This is a genomic window from Demequina litoralis (assembly GCF_030418455.1).
Classification (GTDB): Bacteria; Actinomycetota; Actinomycetes; order Actinomycetales; family Demequinaceae; genus Demequina; species Demequina litoralis.
Map to the genome: position 1 here is coordinate 39,154 of NZ_JAUHPW010000001.1, position 19,124 is coordinate 58,277.

At 70.7% G+C, this 19,124-nt stretch carries 13 protein-coding genes and 1 tRNA gene; 7 read left to right on the forward strand and 7 right to left on the reverse strand.

What is annotated here, in order from left to right; translation table 11 throughout:
• Positions 1–38 precede the first annotated feature (38 nt).
• The 4 genes from gltB (at position 39) to gtfA (ending at position 9,091) form a co-directional block, all read left to right on the forward strand.
• On the forward strand, positions 39–4,574 hold the full coding sequence (gene gltB, locus QQX09_RS00195) for a glutamate synthase large subunit (protein ID WP_301130694.1): 4,536 nt from the start codon (positions 39–41) through the stop codon (positions 4,572–4,574).
• Positions 4,567–6,033, forward strand: coding sequence for a glutamate synthase subunit beta (locus QQX09_RS00200; protein WP_301130695.1), 1,467 nt, complete (start codon positions 4,567–4,569; stop codon positions 6,031–6,033). The genes gltB and QQX09_RS00200 overlap by 8 nt, the downstream gene beginning before the upstream one ends.
• Before the next feature lie 16 nt (positions 6,034–6,049).
• On the forward strand, positions 6,050–7,468 hold the full coding sequence (gene pyk / locus QQX09_RS00205) for a pyruvate kinase (RefSeq protein WP_301130696.1): 1,419 nt from the start codon (positions 6,050–6,052) through the stop codon (positions 7,466–7,468).
• A gap of 129 nt (positions 7,469–7,597) precedes the next feature.
• A complete protein-coding gene (gtfA, locus tag QQX09_RS00210) occupies positions 7,598–9,091 on the forward strand; it encodes a sucrose phosphorylase (RefSeq protein WP_301130697.1) in 1,494 nt (497 codons plus the stop codon).
• 4 nt (positions 9,092–9,095) lie between these two features.
• On the opposite strand, the gene QQX09_RS00215 is transcribed toward gtfA, so the two are convergent.
• Together QQX09_RS00215 and QQX09_RS00220 are read right to left on the reverse strand one after the other, a co-directional pair.
• Positions 9,096–9,554, reverse strand: a complete 459-nt coding sequence (locus QQX09_RS00215) for a methylglyoxal synthase (RefSeq protein ID WP_301130698.1) — start codon at positions 9,552–9,554, stop codon at positions 9,096–9,098.
• Between the two features lie 228 nt (positions 9,555–9,782).
• Positions 9,783–9,856 (reverse strand) — tRNA-Leu (locus QQX09_RS00220).
• A 21-nt stretch (positions 9,857–9,877) separates the two neighbouring features.
• Between QQX09_RS00220 and QQX09_RS00225 the strand changes: the two genes are divergently transcribed.
• Together QQX09_RS00225 and QQX09_RS00230 are read left to right on the forward strand one after the other, a co-directional pair.
• Positions 9,878–10,507, forward strand: a complete 630-nt coding sequence (locus QQX09_RS00225; RefSeq protein WP_062311871.1) for an ANTAR domain-containing response regulator — start codon at positions 9,878–9,880, stop codon at positions 10,505–10,507.
• 161 nt (positions 10,508–10,668) lie between these two features.
• Positions 10,669–11,937, forward strand: coding sequence for an ABC transporter substrate-binding protein (locus QQX09_RS00230; protein ID WP_301130699.1), 1,269 nt, complete (start codon positions 10,669–10,671; stop codon positions 11,935–11,937).
• A 434-nt stretch (positions 11,938–12,371) separates the two neighbouring features.
• On the opposite strand, the gene QQX09_RS00235 is transcribed toward QQX09_RS00230, so the two are convergent.
• The 5 genes from QQX09_RS00235 to QQX09_RS00255 are packed head-to-tail and all read right to left on the reverse strand — an operon-like array spanning position 12,372 to position 16,434.
• Positions 12,372–13,106, reverse strand: coding sequence for an ABC transporter ATP-binding protein (locus QQX09_RS00235; RefSeq protein WP_301130700.1), 735 nt, complete (start codon positions 13,104–13,106; stop codon positions 12,372–12,374).
• Positions 13,106–13,945 (reverse strand): ABC transporter ATP-binding protein, encoded by an 840-nt coding sequence (locus QQX09_RS00240; RefSeq protein WP_301130701.1) that lies wholly within the window; start codon positions 13,943–13,945, stop codon positions 13,106–13,108. Before QQX09_RS00240 ends, QQX09_RS00235 begins: the two co-directional genes overlap by 1 nt.
• The gene (locus QQX09_RS00245; RefSeq protein ID WP_301130702.1) at positions 13,938–14,912 is read right to left on the reverse strand and encodes a branched-chain amino acid ABC transporter permease; all 975 of its coding nucleotides are present in this window, start codon (positions 14,910–14,912) and stop codon (positions 13,938–13,940) included. Before QQX09_RS00245 ends, QQX09_RS00240 begins: the two co-directional genes overlap by 8 nt.
• Position 14,913: 1 nt before the next feature.
• A complete protein-coding gene (locus tag QQX09_RS00250; protein WP_301130703.1) occupies positions 14,914–15,978 on the reverse strand; it encodes a branched-chain amino acid ABC transporter permease in 1,065 nt (354 codons plus the stop codon).
• A gap of 42 nt (positions 15,979–16,020) precedes the next feature.
• Positions 16,021–16,434: a PaaI family thioesterase gene (locus QQX09_RS00255; protein ID WP_301130704.1), complete on the reverse strand. Its 414-nt coding sequence runs from the start codon at positions 16,432–16,434 to the stop codon at positions 16,021–16,023.
• Here QQX09_RS00255 and polA point away from each other — a divergent pair.
• Positions 16,433–19,114, forward strand: a complete 2,682-nt coding sequence (polA, locus tag QQX09_RS00260; RefSeq protein WP_301130705.1) for a DNA polymerase I — start codon at positions 16,433–16,435, stop codon at positions 19,112–19,114. The genes QQX09_RS00255 and polA overlap by 2 nt on opposite strands.
• Positions 19,115–19,124 lie beyond the last annotated feature (10 nt).

Below are 19,124 nucleotides of genomic sequence, written 5' to 3' on the forward strand. Positions count from 1 at the left end.
ATGTCCCCGTACTCCCGGGGACGCTTAAGGACGGTGTGATGGTCGCGCATCTTGGCGCTCCCCAGCCCGCGGCGGGTCTCTACGACCCCGCGTACGAGCACGACGCATGCGGCGTCGCCTTCGTCGCGACCCTCCGTGGCACGGCAGGCAGGGACATCGTCGATGCGGGCCTGACAGCCCTGAAGAACCTCGAGCACCGCGGTGCGGTGGGTGCCGAGACGGAGACCGGCGACGGCGCGGGCATCCTCACCCAGGTGCCGGACGCGTTCCTGCGCGAGGTCGCCGGCGTCCACCTGCCCGCCGCGGGCGAGTACGCGGTCGGCATCGCGTTCCTCACCCCGGGCTCGGAGGACGCCGAGGTCGCCGCCTTCGAGCGCGCGGCCGCCGAGGAGGGCGCCGCCGTCCTGGGCTGGCGCGACGTGCCGGTGAACCCGGAGCCGCTCGGCCCGAGCGCGCGCGGTGCCATGCCCACCTTCCGCCAGGTGTTCCTCGCGTACGAGGGCCTGTCCGGCATCGAGCTCGACCGCAAGGCGTACCGCGTGCGCAAGCGCGCCGAGAACGACGGCGGCCCGTTCTTCGCGTCGCTGTCCTCGCGCACGCTCACCTACAAGGGCATGCTCACGACGTACCAGCTCGAGCAGGTCTTCCCGGACGTCACGCACCCGCTGTTCGCGTCCGAGCTCGCGCTCGTGCACTCGCGCTTCTCCACCAACACGTTCCCGTCGTGGCCGCTCGCGCAGCCGCTGCGCGGCATCGCCCACAACGGCGAGATCAACACCGTGCGCGGCAACCGCAACTGGATGGCCGCGCGCGAGGGCATGCTCCGCTCCGAGCTGCTCGGCGACATGGCGCCGCTCATGCCGGTGTGCACGCCGAGCGCCTCCGACACCGCATCGTTCGACGAGGTGCTGGAGCTGCTCCACCTCGGCGGCCGCCCCATCCACCACGCGCTCCTCATGATGATCCCGGAGGCCTGGCAGAACAACGCGGCCATGGACCCGGCCCGGCGCGCGTTCTACGAGTACCACTCGGGCCTCATGGAGCCCTGGGACGGCCCCGCCGCGCTTCACTTCACCGACGGCACCGTCATCGGCGCCACGCTCGACCGCAACGGCCTGCGCCCGGGCCGCTACTGGGTCACGGACGACGGCCTCGTCGTGTGCGGCTCCGAGGCGGGCCTGCTCGACATCGACCCCGCGAAGGTGATCCGCAAGGGCCGCCTCCAGCCGGGCCGCATGTTCCTCGTCGACACCGCCGAGGGCCGCATCGTCGAGGACGAGGAGATCAAGAGCGCCCTCGCCGCGGAGCACCCGTACGAGCAGTGGGTGTCCGACAACGCGATCCGCCTCTCCGAGGTGCCCGACCGCGAGCACATCTCGCACTCCGCACGCTCGGTGCAGCGCCGCCAGCGCGCGTTCGGCTACACCGAGGAGGAGCTCAAGATCCTCCTCGCCCCCATGGGCAAGACGGGCATCGAGCCGATCGGCGCCATGGGCTCCGACACCCCGATCGCAGTGCTGTCGCAGCGCCCCCGCCTGCTGTTCGACTACTTCGTGCAGATGTTCGCGCAGGTGACCAACCCGCCGCTGGACTCGATCCGCGAGGAGATCGTCACCGCGACCGGCGGCGCGCTCGGCCCCGAGCCGAACCTGCTCGAGGCCACCCCCGAGCACGCCCGCAAGATCATCATCGACTTCCCGGTGATCGACAACGACGAGCTCGCGAAGATCCTGCACATCGACCGCGATCCCAAGCGCCGCGGCGTCTTCTCCGCGCGCAAGATCCGTGGCCTCTACCGGGTCAAGGGCGGCGCCGAGGCGCTCGACCAGCGTCTGAGCGAGATCTTCCGCGAGGTGGACGAGGCGCTCGAGGACGGCGTGTCCTTCCTCGTGCTGTCCGACCGCGACTCCAACCCGGACCTCGCGCCCATCCCGTCGCTGCTGCTCACCTCGGCCGTGCACCACTACCTCGTGCGCACGCACCGCCGCACGCAGCTGTCGATGGTGGTCGAGGCGGGCGACGTCCGCGAGGTCCACCACGTCGCGCTGCTCATCGGCTACGGCGCCGGCTGCGTCAACCCCTACCTCGCGATGGAGACCGTCGAGGACCTCGCCAAGCGCGGCTACCTCGGCGACGTCGCGCCCCAGGAGGCGACGCACAACCTCATCAAGGCGCTCGGCAAGGGCGTCCTCAAGATCATGTCCAAGATGGGCATCTCGACCATGGCGTCGTACCGCGGCGCCCAGGTCTTCGAGGCCATCGGACTGTCGAAGGAGCTCGTCGACCTCCACTTCAACGGCACGCCCAGCCAGATCGACGGCGTCGGGCTCGACGTCGTCGCGGCCGAGGTCGAGGCGCGCCACGCGGACGCCTACCCGGCCTCGGGCGAGCTGCCGCCGCACCAGCGCCTGCGCACCGGCGGCGAGTACCAGTGGCGCCGCGACGGCGAGGAGCACCTCTTCGACCCGGAGACGGTCTTCAAGCTCCAGCACGCGACCCGCACCCGCCGGTACGACGTGTTCCGCGAGTACACCGACCGCGTCGACGACCAGGCGAAGCGCCTCATGACCCTGCGCGGCCTGCTCGCGTTCGACGCGGACCGCCAGCCGATCCCGATCGACGAGGTCGAGCCGGTCAGCGAGATCGTCAAGCGCTTCAACACCGGCGCGATGTCGTACGGCTCCATCTCGCAGGAGGCGCACGAGACGCTCGCGATCGCGATGAACCGCCTCGGCGGCCGCTCGAACACCGGCGAGGGCGGCGAGTCCGTCGACCGCCTCTACGACCCCGAGCGTCGCAGCGCGATCAAGCAGATCGCGTCGGGCCGCTTCGGCGTGACGTCGGAGTACCTGGTCAACGCGGACGACATCCAGATCAAGCTCGCGCAGGGCGCCAAGCCCGGCGAGGGCGGCCAGCTGCCCGGCAACAAGGTCTACCCGTGGATCGGCGAGACGCGTCACTCGACGCCCGGCGTGGGCCTCATCTCCCCGCCGCCGCATCACGACATCTACTCGATCGAGGACCTCAAGCAGCTCATCCACGACGCGAAGAACGCGAACCCCAAGGCGCGCGTCCACGTCAAGCTGGTGGCCGAGGTCGGCGTCGGCACCATCGCGGCGGGCGTCGCGAAGTGCAAGTCCGACGTCGTGCTCATCTCGGGCCACGACGGCGGCACCGGCGCGAGCCCGCTCAACTCGCTCAAGCACGCGGGCGCCCCGTGGGAGATCGGCCTCGCCGACACCCAGCAGACGCTCGTGCTCAACGACCTGCGCGACCGCATCGTCGTCCAGGTCGACGGCCAGATGAAGACGGGCCGCGACGTCGTGATCGCGGCGCTGCTGGGCGCCGAGGAGTTCGGCTTCGCGACCGCGCCGCTGGTGGTCGAGGGCTGCGTGATGATGCGCGTCTGCCACCTCGACACCTGCCCGGTCGGCGTCGCCACCCAGAACCCCGAGCTGCGCTCCCGGTTCTCCGGCAAGCCCGAGTTCGTCGAGACCTTCTTCGAGTTCATCGCGGAGCAGGTGCGTGAGCACCTCGCCTCGCTGGGCTTCCGCACCATCGCCGAGGCCGTGGGCCACGTCGAGGTGCTCGAGACCCGCGCGGCGATCGACCACTGGAAGGCGCAGGGCCTCGACCTCACGCCGGTGCTCGCCCGCCCCAAGGAGGGCGCGGCGCTCATGAACTCGACCACCCAGGACCACGGCCTCGACGTCGCGCTCGACAACGACCTCATCGCCGCCGCCCAGCCCGCGCTCGAGCGCGGCGAGGCGGTCGCCATCGCGCGCGAGGTGCGCAACATCAACCGCACCGTCGGCACGATGCTCGGCTACGAGGTCACCCGCCGCTACCGCGGCGCGGGCCTGCCCGACGACACGATCGACGTGACCTTCACGGGCAGCGCCGGCCAGTCCTTCGGCGCGTTCGTGCCGCGCGGCGTCACGCTGCGCCTCGAGGGTGACGCCAACGACTACGTCGCCAAGGGCCTCTCGGGCGGCCGTGTCATCGTGCGCCCGGCACGCGAGTCGATGCTCGACGAGACCAGCGACGTCATCGCGGGCAACGTGGTCGGCTACGGCGCGACCGGCGGCGAGATCCTCCTGCGCGGCCAGGTGGGCGAGCGCTTCCTTGTCCGCAACTCGGGCGTCACCGCCGTCGTCTCGGGCGTGGGCGACCACGGCCTCGAGTACATGACCGGCGGCACCGCCGTGATCCTGGGCCGGACCGGCCGGAACCTGGGCGCGGGCATGTCGGGCGGCACCGCCTACGTGCTCGACCTGCGGCCCGAGCGCGTCAACGCGCAGGCCCTCGCCTCGGGCGAGCTCACCCTGAGCCCGCTCGACGAGGAGGACGCGGTCATCGTCCGCACGCTGGTCGAGCGCTTCGAGGCCGAGACCCGCTCCCCGGTGGCCCGCGAGCTCCTCGCCGACTGGCCGTCGACCGTGACGCGCTTCACGCGCGTCCTTCCCGCACAGTACGCACGCGTCCGTGACGCGCTCACCGAGCTCGAGGCGAAGGGCGGCGACCTGTCCGCGCCGGGTGCCTGGGCCGAGTTCCTGGAGGTGACCGGTGGCTGACCCCCGTGGATTCCTGAAGGTCCGAGAGCGGGAGCTCCCCGCCTACCGTCCCGTCCCCGTGCGCCTGCGCGACTGGGCCGAGGTCAAGGACGAGCTGGGGCGCGACGAGGTGGTCCTCAAGCGCCAGGCGGGCCGCTGCATGGACTGTGGCATCCCGTTCTGCCACCAGGGCTGCCCGCTGGGCAACCTCATCCCCGAGTGGAACGACCTCGTGTGGCGCGGGCAGTACCCCGACGCGATCGAGCGCCTCCACGCCACCAACAACTTCCCCGAGTTCACGGGTCGCATCTGCCCCGCGCCGTGCGAGACGTCCTGCGTGCTCGGCATCAACCAGCCCGCGGTGACCATCAAGAACGTCGAGGTCGAGATCATCGAGCACGCGTTCGAGGAGGGCAACGTCACCCCGCACATCGCGCAGCGCCACACCGGCAAGACGGTGGCGGTCGTCGGCTCGGGCCCCGCGGGCCTCGCCGCCGCGCAGCAGCTCACGCGTGCGGGCCACACGGTCGCGGTCTACGAGAAGGACGACCGCATCGGCGGCCTGCTCCGCTACGGCGTGCCCGACTTCAAGATGGAGAAGCACATCATCGACCGCCGCGTCGCGCAGATGGAGCGCGAGGGCACGCGCTTCCGCACCGGCATCGCGATCGGCACGGACATGACGTGGGACGACCTGCGCGCCCGCTACGACGCGGTGCTCATCGCCACCGGCGCGCCGGTCGAGCGCGACCTGCCGATCCCGGGCCGCGACCTCGACGGCATCCACTTCGCGATGCCGTACCTCCACCAGGGCAATCAGGCCGTGGCGGGCGACGAGGTCCCGGACCAGATCCACGCGGACGGCAAGCACGTCATCGTGATCGGCGGCGGCGACACCGGCTCCGACTGCATCGGCACCGCGCTGCGTCAGGGTGCCGCGAGCGTCACCACGCTCGCGATCGGCAAGAAGCCGCCGGTCGACCGCCCCGGCAACCAGCCGTGGCCCACCGACCCCCGCGTGTTCGAGGTCTCCTCGAGCCACGAGGAGGGCGGCACGCGCGAGTACCTCGCCTCGACCGTCGAGTTCGTGGGCGACGAGGACGGCCACGTGCGCTCGCTCAAGGTGGCGGTCACGCAGTACAACGCCGACGGCTCGCGCACGCCCACCCCGGGCACCGAGCGAGAGATCCCGGCGGACCTGGTCCTCATCGCTATGGGATTCACTGGGCCGGAGGTCACGAACCTCCAGGCACAGTCCCAGGTAGCGTTGACGTCGCGCGCTCAGATCGAGCGTGCGGACAACTTCGCGACCACCCAGGACGGCGTGTTCGTGGCCGGCGATGCCGGCCGTGGAGCCTCGCTTGTCGTCTGGGCGATCGCCGAAGGACGCGCGGCCGCGGCCGCGATGGATGAATACTTGACAGGGAGCACCGAGCTCCCGGCGCCGGTGACGGCGCACACGTCGGCGCTGCGCGCCTGAACCGAGGTTGGAGAACATGCGAAACGCGAAGATCGTCTGCACTATCGGACCGGCCACCGCGCCGATTGAGCAGATGCGCAAGCTCGTGGGCGCGGGCATGGACGTCGCCCGCATCAACCGCAGCCACGGCTCCGCCGAGGAGCACGAGCAGGTGTACCGCAACATCCGCCAGGCCGCCGAGGAGTCGGGCCGCAACGTCGCCGTGCTCGTCGACCTGCAGGGCCCCAAGATCCGCCTCGAGAAGTTCGCGGACGGCCCGCACGACCTGGCCATCGACGACGTGTTCACCATCACCACGCGTGACGTGGTGGGCACCAAGGACGTCTGCGGCACCACCTTCAAGGGCCTGCCCGGCGACTGCAACGTCGGCGACACGCTCCTCATCGACGACGGCAAGGTGCGCCTCGAGGTCACCGCGGTGACCGACACCGATGTGGTCACCAAGGTCGTCGTGCCGGGCCCCGTGTCGAACAACAAGGGCATCAACCTGCCCGGCGTCGCCGTGTCCGTCCCCGCCATGTCCGAGAAGGACGAGGCGGACCTCCGCTGGGGCCTCAACCTCGGTGCGGACTTCATCGCCCTGTCGTTCGTGCGCAACGCGAAGGACTACGAGGACGTCGCCGCGATCATGGCCGAGGAGGGCCGCACGGTCCCCGTCATCGCCAAGGTCGAGAAGCCGCAGGCGGTCGACAACCTCGCCGAGATCGTCGACGCCTTCGACGGCGTCATGGTCGCCCGCGGCGACCTGGGCGTCGAGCTCCCGCTCGAGGAGGTGCCTCTCGTCCAGAAGCGCGCCATCGAGCTGTGCCGCTCGCAGGCCAAGCCCGTCATCGTCGCCACGCAGGTCCTCGAGTCGATGACGCACTCGCCGGTCCCGACGCGCGCCGAGACCTCGGACTGCGCCAACGCGATCCTCGACGGCACCGACGCGGTCATGCTCTCGGGCGAGACCTCGGTCGGCGACTACCCGATCGTCACGGTCGAGACGATGGCCCGCATCGTCAAGAACACCGAGGAGAAGGGCTACTCGCGCATCGCGCCGTACCTGTCGACGCCGCACACCCGCGGTGGCGCCGTCACGCACGCGGCCGCCGAGATCGCCGAGAACCTCGACATCAAGTACATCGTGACGTTCACCCAGTCGGGCGACTCGGCGCTGCGCATGTCGCGCCTGCGTCCGTCGACCCCGATGATCGCCTTCACGCCCTCGGCGGACACCCAGAAGCGCCTCGCGCTGTCCTGGGGCATCCAGGCCGAGCTCGTCGAGAAGGTCGACTCGACCGACGCGATGGTCAACCTCGTCGACGGCTACCTCAAGTCCTCGGGCCGCGCGGTCGACGGCGACTTCGTGGTCGTCGTGTCCGGCACCCCGGTGGGCGTGCCCGGCACCACGAACTCGATCTTCGTGCACAAGGTCGGCCAGGTCCGCGGCTAGCGGCACCCGCCTTCGCAGGGCCCCGTCGGCTTCGGCCGGCGGGGCCCTGCGCCTTCCCCGGGCGCCCGCGCATCGTCCCTGCCTACAGTGGGAGCAGGCGCGACGATGCGCCGGGCGAGGGGGTGCGCCATGGCGCGCAACGGGGTCCAGCTCATCACCTACGCCGACCGCCTCGCGGGCGACCTGCCGGGCCTCGCGCGGCTGCTGGGCTCGCCGCCGTGGTCGGCCGCGTTCACGGGCGTCCACATCCTGCCCTTCTTCACGCCGTTCGACGGCGCCGATGCGGGCTTCGACCCGGTCGACCACACCGCCGTGGACCCCCGGCTGGGGACATGGGAGGACGTGGGCGCCGTGGCGCGCGGGCGGGACCTCATGGTCGACGTGATCGTCAACCACGTGTCCGCGGGCTCGGCCGCCTTCCGGGACTGGCAGGAGCGCGGCGACGCGTCCCCGGCGGCGGGCATGTTCCTCACCATGGCGACGGTCTTCCCGTACGGCGCCACGGAGGACGAGCTCGCCCGCATCTACCGTCCGCGGCCCGGCCTGCCCTTCACCCCCTACACGGTCGCGGGGGAGAGGCGCCTGGTGTGGACCACCTTCACGCCGCAGCAGGTCGACCTCGACGTCGCCCACCCCGGTGCGCGCGCCTACCTCGACGCCATCCTCGATGCGATCGCGGGGGCCGGCGCGACCCTCGTGCGGCTCGACGCGGTGGGCTACGCCGTGAAGACGCCGGGGGAGACGTGCTTCATGACGCGCGACACGTTCGCCTTCATCGAGGAGTTCACCGCGCACGCGCGGGCGCGGGGCCTCGAGGTGCTCGTCGAGGTGCACTCGTACTACCGCCGACAGGTGGAGATCGGGGCGGCCGTCGACCGCGTCTACGACTTCGCCCTGCCGCCGCTCGTGCTGCACGCGCTCGCCACCGGCGACGGCGAGCCGCTCGCGCGCTGGCTCGAGGTCCGTCCGGCCAACGCCGTCACGGTGCTCGACACCCACGACGGCATCGGCGTGATCGACGTCGGCGCCGACCAGACCGCGCCGGACGCGCCGGGGCTGCTGCCTCCCGCCGACCTCGACGCGCTCGTCGACCGGATCCACGCATCGTCCGGCGGCACGTCCCGCCTGGCGACCGGTGCGGCGGCCTCGAACCTGGACCTCTACCAGGTCAACTGCACCTTCTACGATGCGATGGGCGGCGACGACCACGCCTACCTCGCGGCCCGCGCGATCCAGTTCTTCACGCCGGGCGTCCCGCAGGTCTACTACGTGGGCGCGCTCGCCGGCCGCAACGACGTCGCGCTCCTGCAGCAGAGCGGCGTCGGGCGGGACATCAACCGCCACCGGTACACGCCCGACGAGGTCGCACGGGAGCTCGGGCGTCCCGTGGTCGCCGCGCTCCTGGCGCTGTGCACGTGGCGGTCGGAGCTGCCCGTCTTCGACGGCGGGTTCGCGTTCGCGCTCGAGGACGGGGTGCTCACCATGAGCTGGCGCGCGGGGGACGACGAGGCGCAGCTCACCGTCGACCTGCTGTCCCACCGTGCAGGCCTGTGGTGGCGCCACGACGGCCGGGACGGGTCGACGGACGACCTGCTCGCGGACCCGCCGGTGCTCGAGGGCTGACCGGCTACGCGTCGTCCGCGGGCCGCATGGCCTCCCAGTCGCGCGGGCCCAGGTCCGGGATCCTGCGCTCGTAGCCCTCGCGGAACAGCGGCGACGAGATGAGGAAGTCCGCGGTCGCGACGTTCGACGCGATGGGGATGTTCCACAGCGCGCCCAGGCGCAGCAGCGCCTTGACGTCCGGGTCGTGGGGCTGCGGCTCGAGCGGGTCCCAGAAGAAGATGAGCATGTCGAGCGAGCCCTCGGCGATCCGCGCGCCGATCTGCTGGTCGCCGCCCACGGGGCCCGACAGGAAGCGGTGCACCCGGAAGCCCAGCTCGAACTCCAGCATCGTGCCCGTGGTGCCGGTCGCGTAGAGCTGGTGATGGGCGAGCGAGCCCTTGTTGAACGAGGCCCACTCGAGCAGCTCGGCCTTCTTGTTGTCGTGCGCGACCAGCGCGATGTGCAGGGTGGTGGCGTGCGTCATGGGGCGCTCCTCACGTGTCCAGACGAGCATCCCACGGCCGCGGTCGGGACGGCGCACCGGAGGTCCCGGGCGCCCCGATCGACAGCCCTGCGCGGGGCGAGGAGCGTGAGGGACGTCGGCGTCGCCGGCCGCGGGCGGGTTCCGCCGACGGGGGGGGGGGGGGGGCTCGGGGAGGGCGTCCCCCGGGACCGGGCGTCCACGCGTCCGTCGGTCCCGGAGGACGATGCGTACCCCGGGTGGGATTCGAACCCACAACACCGCGGGTTTGAGCCGCGTGCCTCTGCCAGTTGGGCTACCGGGGCGAGGGCACTAGGCTAGCGCCTGTGACTGATGCGAAGGACGCTCCCCAGGCGGAGCAGGAGACCCAGGCCCCCAAGCGCGCGCGCCGCGCGGTCGTCGCCGAGGACGAGGCGCTCATCCGCATGGATATCGTGGAGACGCTCCGCGAGGGCGGCTACGACGTCGTCGGCGAGGGCGCCAACGGCGAGGAGGGCGTGGCGCTCGCCCGCGAGCACAAGCCCGACGTCGTCGTGATGGACGTGAAGATGCCCGTCATGGACGGCATCACCGCGGCCGAGCAGATCGCCAAGGAGCGCATCGCGCCGGTGGTGCTGCTCACCGCCTTCTCGCAGACCGAGCTCGTCGAGCGTGCGCGCGACGCGGGCGCCATGGCGTACGTGGTCAAGCCCTTCACACCGGGCGACCTGCTGCCCGCGGTCGAGATCGCGGCCTCCCGCTACGTGGAGATCCGCGCGCTCGAGTCGGAGATCGCCGATATCAACGAGCGCATGGAGACCCGCAAGAAGGTCGAGCGCGCCAAGGGCCTCCTCATGGAGAAGATGAAGCTCAACGAGCCCGAGTCCTTCCGCTGGATCCAGAAGACCTCGATGGACCGTCGTCTCACGATGCGAGAGGTGGCCGAGGCCGTCATCGAGCAGATGGGCGGAAAGTAGAGCAAACCGCTCTTCCCCGCTCGGTTCGGTCACGAAATCGTGATGGACACGACGCAATCGTGTAACAGGCTCCCGCTAGCGTGACGGTTACCGCGATGAGGAACTCCCCTCGTCGCGCACTAACCAAGGTGAGATCGTCTCACCTAGTGGGAGGAAGAAACATGGCACGATGGAACTCCATCGCCCGTGGCGCGGCCTTCGCCGCCGTCGCGACCCTTTCCCTCGCCGCGTGCTCGGCGGAGGGCAGCGAGGACGGTTCGAGCTCGAGCGCCGAGGGTGGCTCGGGTGACCCGCTGAAGATCGGCAGCTTCCTGCCGATCACCGGCTCGCTCGCGTTCCTCGGCCCGCCGGAGGTTGCCGGCGTGAAGGTCGCGGTGAACGAGATCAACGAGGCCGGCGGTGTGTTCGGTTCCGACGTCGAGCTCATGGAGACCGACTCCGGCGACGCGAACAACCCGACCATCGGTGACCAGTCCATCTCGGAGCTCATCAACGCCGAGGTCTCGGCGATCATCGGCGCCGCCTCGTCGGCCTCGACGCTCCTCGTGCTCGACGACGTCGACGCCGCCGGCATCGTCATGGTGTCGCCCGCGAACACGTCGACCTCGCTGTCGGGCTACTCCGACTTCTACTTCCGCACCGCTCCGCCGGACACCGCTCAGGGTGCCGCGGTCGCCGACCTCATGATGAACGACGGCGCGTCGAACATCGCCATCCTGGTCCAGGGTGACGACTACGGCGTCTCGTTCCGCGACGTCGTCCAGGAGCGCGTCGAGGGTGCCGGCGGCACCATCACCTACGGCACCTCGGGCGAGGAGATCGACCCCGCCGGTGGCAACTTCAACGCCAACGTCGAGGCCGCGCTGGCCACCAACCCGGACGCGATCCTCATGATCGCCTTCGACGTGACCGCGCAGATCATCCCCTCGATCGCAGACGCCGGCTACGACATGACCAAGGTCTACATGTCGGACGGCAACACCTCGAACTGGGGCGACACCTTCGCGGCGGGCACCCTCGAGGGCGGCAAGGGCACCATCCCGGGCTCGGCGCCGACCGACGAGTTCAAGGCCCTGCTCGACGAGGCCAACGGCTCGGAGCTCGAGGACGTCTCGTACGCGAACGAGTCCTACGACGCCGTCATGCTGGTCGCCCTCGCGGCGCTCCAGGGCGGCTCGTCCGACCCGGCGGTCATCCAGGAGAACATGGCCTCCGTCTCGGGCGCCGACGGTGGCATCGCGTGCACCGGCTGGGTCGAGTGCTCGGAGCTCATCGAGTCCGGCGAGACCATCGACTACCAGGCGCTCTCGCTGTCCGGTCCGTTCGACGAGAACAACGACCCGACCGCGGCCGTCATCGGTGTCTGGCAGTACGACGCCGACAACAACATCTCGCGTGTCGAAGAGGTGGAGTGGTCGGCCGGCGAGTGATCGCCTGACCCGAACCGCAGCAAGGCCCCCGGGGTTCGCCCCGGGGGCCTTGCCGCGTCTCCGGGGCCACGCCGCCTCGCCGCTCCCGGCTTCCTACGCAACCGGCGCATGGGCGCCGGGTCGCTCGCAGGGACCAGGGACGATGCGTCGCGCACCCTCTCCCATACGCCGGAACGCGCGCGGGAGGAGGCTCGGGCGGCCCGCGCATCGTCCCGCCGCCACCCGCCACAGGCCCCGCTGGCCCGCGCATCGTCCCGACGCAACCGGCGTGCGTCCCCGTGGTCGGCCGTCGGCACCAGGGACGATGCGCGGTGGAGTCGGCCGGAGACGCCGGCTGCGCGGCGGTGGCGTGGGGGGAGAGGGCGGGCCGGCGCCGGGCACAGCAGAAGGCCCGGCCCCGCCGACGCGGGACCGGGCCTCCGGGAGCGTGTGCGCTACGCGCCGAGCGTGCCGAGGTAGAGCTCGATGACCTTGGGGTCCTTGAGCAGCTCCTGGCCCGTCGCGGTGTACGCGGCGGTGCCCTGGTCGAGCACGTAGCCGCGGTCGCAGATCTGCAGGCAGCGGCGGGCGTTCTGCTCGACCATGATGACCGTGACGCCGTGCTTGTTGATGTCGCGCGTGCGGACGAACGTCTCGTCCTGACGCGCGGGGGACAGGCCGGCGCTGGGCTCGTCGAGCAGCAGCACCTTCGGGTCCATCATGAGCGCACGGGCCATGGCGACCATCTGGCGCTCACCGCCCGACAGGGAGCCGGCGCGCTGGTTCTTGCGCTCGATCAGCACCGGGAACAGGTCGCCGATGACGTCGAGGCGCTCCTTGAACGCCTGCGGCCGCTGGTACGCGCCCATCTCGAGGTTCTCGAGGATGGTGAGCGACGGGAACACGTTGTTGGTCTGCGGGACGAAGCCGATGCCGCGCTTGACCAGCTGGTCGGCGCGCAGGTTCGTGATGTCGTCGCCGTCGAGCACGAACTTGCCCTCGGTGACGGGCACGAGCCCGAAGAGCGCCTTGAGGAACGTCGACTTGCCGGCGCCGTTGGGGCCGATGATGCCGATGAGCTCGCCCTTCTTCACCTCGAGGGAGCAGCCGTTGAGGATGCTCACGCCCGGGATGTAGCCGGCCCACACGTCGTCCGCCGTGATGAGCACGTCCTGGGTTGCAGCGGTCATCAGTTGCCCTCCGAGAGGTCGGTGTCGTGGTGCTCGCCGAGGTAGGCGTCCTGCACGGCCTTGTTCTGCATCACGGTGCCGGCGGGGCCCTCCGCGATCAGCTGGCCCTGCGCCATGACGGCGACCCAGTCCGAGATGCGGCGCACCATGTGCATGTCGTGCTCGACGAACAGGACGGTCATGCCCTCGTGCTTGAGCTCGACGATGTGCTCGAGCAGGGACTCGGTGAGCGCCGGGTTGACGCCCGCCATCGGCTCGTCGAGCATCACCATCTTGGGCTTCGACATGAGCGCGCGCGCCATCTCGAGCAGCTTGCGCTGGCCGCCCGAGAGCGAGCCCGCCGAGTCGTCGCGCTTCGCGTAGAGCTTGAAGCGGTGCAGCAGGTCGTGCGCCTGCTCGGTCACCTCCCGCTCGCGCTTCGACCACAGCGGCGGCACGAAGGCGGTGAGGAGCGACTCGCCCGGCTGGTGCTGGGCGCCCAGGCGCATGTTGTCCATGACGCTCATGCCCTCGAGGGCCTTGGTGAGCTGGAACGTGCGCACCATGCCGGAGCGCGCCACCTTGTGGGGCGACACCTTCCGCAGCGGGTCGCCGTCGAAGGTGCCCGACCCCTCCTGCGCGGTGTCGAAGCTCGTCAACAGGTTGAAGAACGTCGACTTGCCGGCACCGTTGGGGCCGATGAGCGCGGTGATGGTGTTGCGCTGCACCTCGAAGTGCTTGACGTCGACGGCGGTGAGGCCGCCGAAGCGGCGCACGACGCCGTCGGCGACGAGGATCGGGTCCGGCTTCGCGACGCCCGGCTCGTGGGCGATCCCGTCCAGGACTGTCGTGTCAGGCATGGAACGCAAGCTCCTTCTTGTTGCCGAGGATGCCCTGCGGGCGGAAGACCACGATGAGGATCAGGGCGATACCGACCAGCATGAGGCCGAAAGGCTCGATCGCGGTAGACGGCAGGATCGACTCGGGGATGAACTCCTTGGCGACGGCGCGGACCAGCGACAGCGCGGCCCAGAACACCACGGATCCGACCACGGGTCCCAGGACCGTCGCGGCGCCGCCGAGCAGCAGGATGGTCCACACCCAGAACGTGGTGGGACGTCCCATCGCATCCGCGACGACGGCCGAGCCATGCGCCCAGATCACGCCTCCCAGCGCACCGATGACACCACCGATGATGAGGGCCTGCATCTTGTACCAGTAGACGTTCTTGCCGAGCGAGCGCACGGCGTCCTCGTCCTCGCGGATGCCCTTGAGCACGCGGCCCCACGGCGAGTTCGACAGGCGCCAGAACACGAGCAGCAGGAGCGCGACGAGCGACCAGGCGACCACGCGGAGCCACCAGGAGTCGGAGGCCGAGCCGTGGTACGTGAACGGGCCGACGGAGAGCCGCTCGTCCGGGAAGGGCGACAGCTCCTCGAGCGGCCCCTTGTAGTCCTTGCCCTTGATGCCGAGCGAGCCGCCGGTGACGTCGACGAGCGTGTTGGAGCGCCCGACGTACCTGACGATCTCGGACGCGGCGATCGTCACGATCGCGAGGTAGTCGCCTCGCAGCTTCAGGGTCGGCCAGCCCAGCAGGAGGCCGAACAGGATGGCAGCGCCCATCGCGACGAGCAGCGCCAGCCACATGGGCAGGCCCTCGCGGATCGAGATCGCGTAGCCGTACATGCCGAGGAGCATGAAGCCCGCCTGGCCCATGTTGAGCAGGCCGGTGAGACCGAAGTGGAAGTTCAGCCCGATCGCCGCGATCGCGAACGCCGCCGTGGCGGGCGTGAACATCTGTTCGAGGGCATTGATGAGGATGTCCATGTCAGCCCACCCGCTCCTTCGTGCCGAGGATGCCCTGTGGCCTCACCAGCAGGACGATGATGAGGATGCCGAGCGCCGAGGCGTAGCGCATGTCGGGTGCGATGACGACGGTCGAGACCTCCGACACCACGCCGACCACCAGGGCGCCGACGAGCGCGCCGAAGGCCTGGCCGAGGCCGCCGAGCGTGACCGCGGCGAACATCAGGAGCAGGATGCGGGCACCCGAGTCGAAGCCCGCGCCGTTGTCGAACAGCGCGAGCAGGATGCCGCCCAGGCCCGCCAGCGCGGCGGACATGACCCACACCAGGCGGATGATCGAGTCCACGCGGATGCCGGAGGCGGCGGCGAGCGCCGGGTTGTCGGAGATCGCGCGCGTCGCGCGGCCGAGGCGGGTCTTGAGGAGGAACAGCGCGACCGCGAGCAGGGCGATCGAGGCGATCACCACGGACATCAGGGTCTGCGTGCCGATGTAGAAGTCGCCGAAGGTGATGCGGCCGCCCGAGGCGTTCGTGAGGCGGTGGCGGCTGGCGCCCATCCACCACTGCAGCATGTTGAGCAGCGCGAGCGAGAGGCCGATGCTCACCACCATCTGCTGGAGCACCGCGACGCGGCGCTTGCGCAGGGGGTTCCACAGCAGCTTGTCCTGCAGCCATCCGGTGCCGCCCGAGACGATCACGGCGATGATGGCCGCGAGCCACAGCGGCAGGCCGATCGTGAACGAGCCGGGCACGAGCGGGATGGTGACCTGCTCGTTGGTGCTGAGGAAGAACGTCAGCAGGGCTCCGAAGGTCACCTGCTCACCGTGGGCGAAGTTGCTCAGGCCGGTGGTGCCGAAGATGAGCGACAGGCCCACCGCGGCGAGCGCCAGCAGCACGCCGAACGCGAGCCCGTTGATGACGTTCTGGATGACGAGCGTGGCCGTGGATGTGCCGGCGGCCACCGGCTCAACGGTCTCCGCATCGGCGGGCCCGCCTCCGATGACGAGCGTCGCGATCACGAATGCGGCTGCCGCGACGAGCAGCAAGGCGGCGGCCCTGTAGAACCGCCTGTCAGGTCTGGTGAACACCGTTCTCCCCTCCAAGTTGGGGCACACCTTAGACCGACAGTGTTACCGGCGTGTTTTCAACGCACAGGTAAGACGCGAAACTGCAACCTTCGCGCCGGTCTCGTCGACGATCTCGATCGCGTACGTCGCGATCGAGCGGCCCAGGTGGACCGCGACGGCGGTTCCTGTCACGGTGCCCGAGCGTGCGGCGCGCACGTGCGTGACGTTGAGGTCGACCCCCACCGCGATCCCGTCGGGGTCCATCGCGGTGACGTGCGCCATCGCCGCCAGCGACCCCAGCGTCTCCGCGAGCACGGCGGACGCGCCGCCGTGCAGCAGGCCATAGGGTTGCGTGTTGCCCTCGACGGGCATCGTCCCCGTCGCGCTGTCGGGGGTGACGGTCATGATGGAGATGCCCATCCGGGCGATGAGCCCGTCCTCGGGCAGCGGCGGCACGGAGACCTCGGCGTCTGACATGGAAGATAGGTTGGCACCTGTGAGCGAATCCACCAAGGGAACACTCCTGCTCGTCGATGGACTGTCGATGGCGTTCCGGGCGTTCTTCGGCCTCCCGGTCGAGAACTTCGCGACCAGCACGGGCGTGCCCACCAACGCGGTCTACGGCTTCACCACGATGCTGGCGACGCTGATGAAGGACCACGAGCCCACCCACCTGGCGGTGGCCTTCGACCTCCCGGGCGGGACGTTCCGCACCGAGCGGCTGCCGTCCTACAAGGGCACCCGCGACGAGACGCCCCCGGAGTTCGAGCCGCAGGTGCCGCTCATCCGCGAGGTGCTGGGCGCGCTCGGCGTCACCGCGGTCGACAAGCCCCGCTACGAGGCCGACGACCTCCTCGCCACGTATGCGCGGCTCGGCCGCGAGGCGGGCCTGCGCGTGCTCGTGGTGTCGGGCGACCGCGACACCATCCAGCTCGTCAACGACGACGTCACCCTGCTGTACCCGCGCAAGGGCGTGTCGGACCTCGTCCGCTTCACGCCGGACGCCGTGCAGGAGAAGTACGGGGTGCGGCCCGAGCAGTACCCCGACATGGCGGCGCTGGTCGGCGAGACCAGCGACAACCTGCCGGGTGTGCCCGGGGTGGGGCCCAAGACGGCCGCGAAGTGGATCGGCGTCTACGGCGGGCTCGCCGGGATCCTCGAGAGCGCGGAGGACGTGCCCGGCAAGGCGGGCCAGTCGCTGCGCGACCACGTCGACCAGGTGCGCCTCAACCGCGAGCTCAACCACCTCCTCACCGACCTCGAGGTCGAGGTCCCGGTCGAGGACCTCGAGTACGCCGGCGGCGACGCCGCCGCGATCCACGAGGTTTGCGACGCGCTCCAGTTCCGCACGCTGCGCGACCGGCTGCTGCCGTTCGCGGCGGGGGACGATGCTGCGGAGGCCGCCGTCGAGACCGCGGCCGTCGTGGTGCGCAGCGAGGGCGCCGTGGCCGCCGTCACCGCCATGACGGGCCCCGTGGCGGTGCACGTCGACGGGCGCGGCGGCGCGGACGCGGACGCGTGGGCGCTCGGCGTCGCCGACGCGGCGGACGTCGCCTGGGGGATCGACCTCACCGGTCTCGGCCCCGCCGACGAGAAGGCGCTGGCCGCGTGGCTCGCCGACGCCTCGGTGCCGAAGGTGCTGCACGGCGCCAAGGACGCGTGGCACGCCCTTCAGGCGCGCGGCTGGGACCTGGCGGGGATCGTGGGCGACACCCAGATCGCGGCGTTCCTGGTCAACCCCGACCAGCGCGGCTTCGAGCTCGACCAGATCCTCCAGCGCCACCTCGGGCTCACGCTCGACTCCGCCGCGGCGTCCGGGGAGCTCGACCTCGGCCTCGGCGGCTCGGCCGCGGAGGGCGCCGGCGAACGTGCCGCGCACGTGCGGGCGCTGGCCGCCGTGCTCGACCCCATGGTCGCCGAGCGCGGCATGGCGGACCTCTACGCGGACCTGGAGATCCCCCTGGTGAGCGTGCTGGCGCGGATGGAGCACGCCGGCATGGCGGTCGACCGCGAGAAGCTCGGCGCGCTGTCCGACGAGGCGCGGGGCCGCGCCGACCGTGCCGCCGAGGACGCGTACGCCGCGATCGGCGGCGACCGCGTCAACCTCGGCTCGCCCAAGCAGCTCCAGGAGGTGCTGTTCGACCGCCTCGGCATGCCCAAGACCAAGAAGATCAAGACGGGCTACTCGACCGACGCATCGTCCCTCCACGACCTCAACGAGAAGGCCCCGCACCCGTTCCTCACGGCCTTGCTCGCGCACCGTGACGCGTCCAAGCTGTCGCAGATCATCGAGACGCTCGCGCAGGCGGTGCAGCCCGACGGCCGCATCCACACCACCTTCTCGCAGGTGGTCGCGGCGACGGGGCGCCTCAGCTCGAAGGACCCCAACCTGCAGAACATCCCGATCCGGACGCCCGAGGGGCACCGGATCCGCGAGGCGTTCGTCGTGGGCGAGGGCTTCGACACGCTCGTGACGGCGGACTACTCGCAGATCGAGATGCGCATCATGGCGCACCTGTCGGGCGACTCGGGCCTCATCGAGGCCTTCGCGGCGGGGGAGGACCTCCACCGCTTCGTCGGGTCGCGCGTGTTCGGCGTCGCGCCGGAGGGCGTCACCCCGGAGATGCGCTCCCAGGTGAAGGCGATGTCGTACGGCCTCGCGTACGGGCTGTCGTCGTTCGGGCTCGCGCGCCAGCTCGGGCTTCCGGTGGGCGCCGCGCAGGCGCTCATGGACGACTACTTCTCCCGTTTCGGCGGCGTGCGCGACTACCTCCACGCGGTCGTCGAGCAGGCCCGCAAGGACGGCTACACGGAGACGATCTTCGGCCGCCGCCGCTACGTCCCGGACCTCACGTCGACCAACCGCCAGCGCCGCGACATCGCCGAGCGGGTCGCGCTCAACGCGCCCATCCAGGGCTCCGCCGCGGACCTGATCAAGCGCGCGATGCTGGGCGTCGAGGCGCGTCTCAAGGACGAAGGTCTGGCATCACGGCAGGTACTTCAGGTGCATGATGAGCTCGTGGTCGAGACAGCCCCCGGAGAACGCGCGGCGGTCGAGACCATTCTCCGGGAGGAGATGCGCGCCGCCGGCGACCTCAGCGTCCCTCTCGATGTCAACGTCGGAACGGGCGGTGACTGGCGCACCGCTGGACACTAGGGTTGGTGGC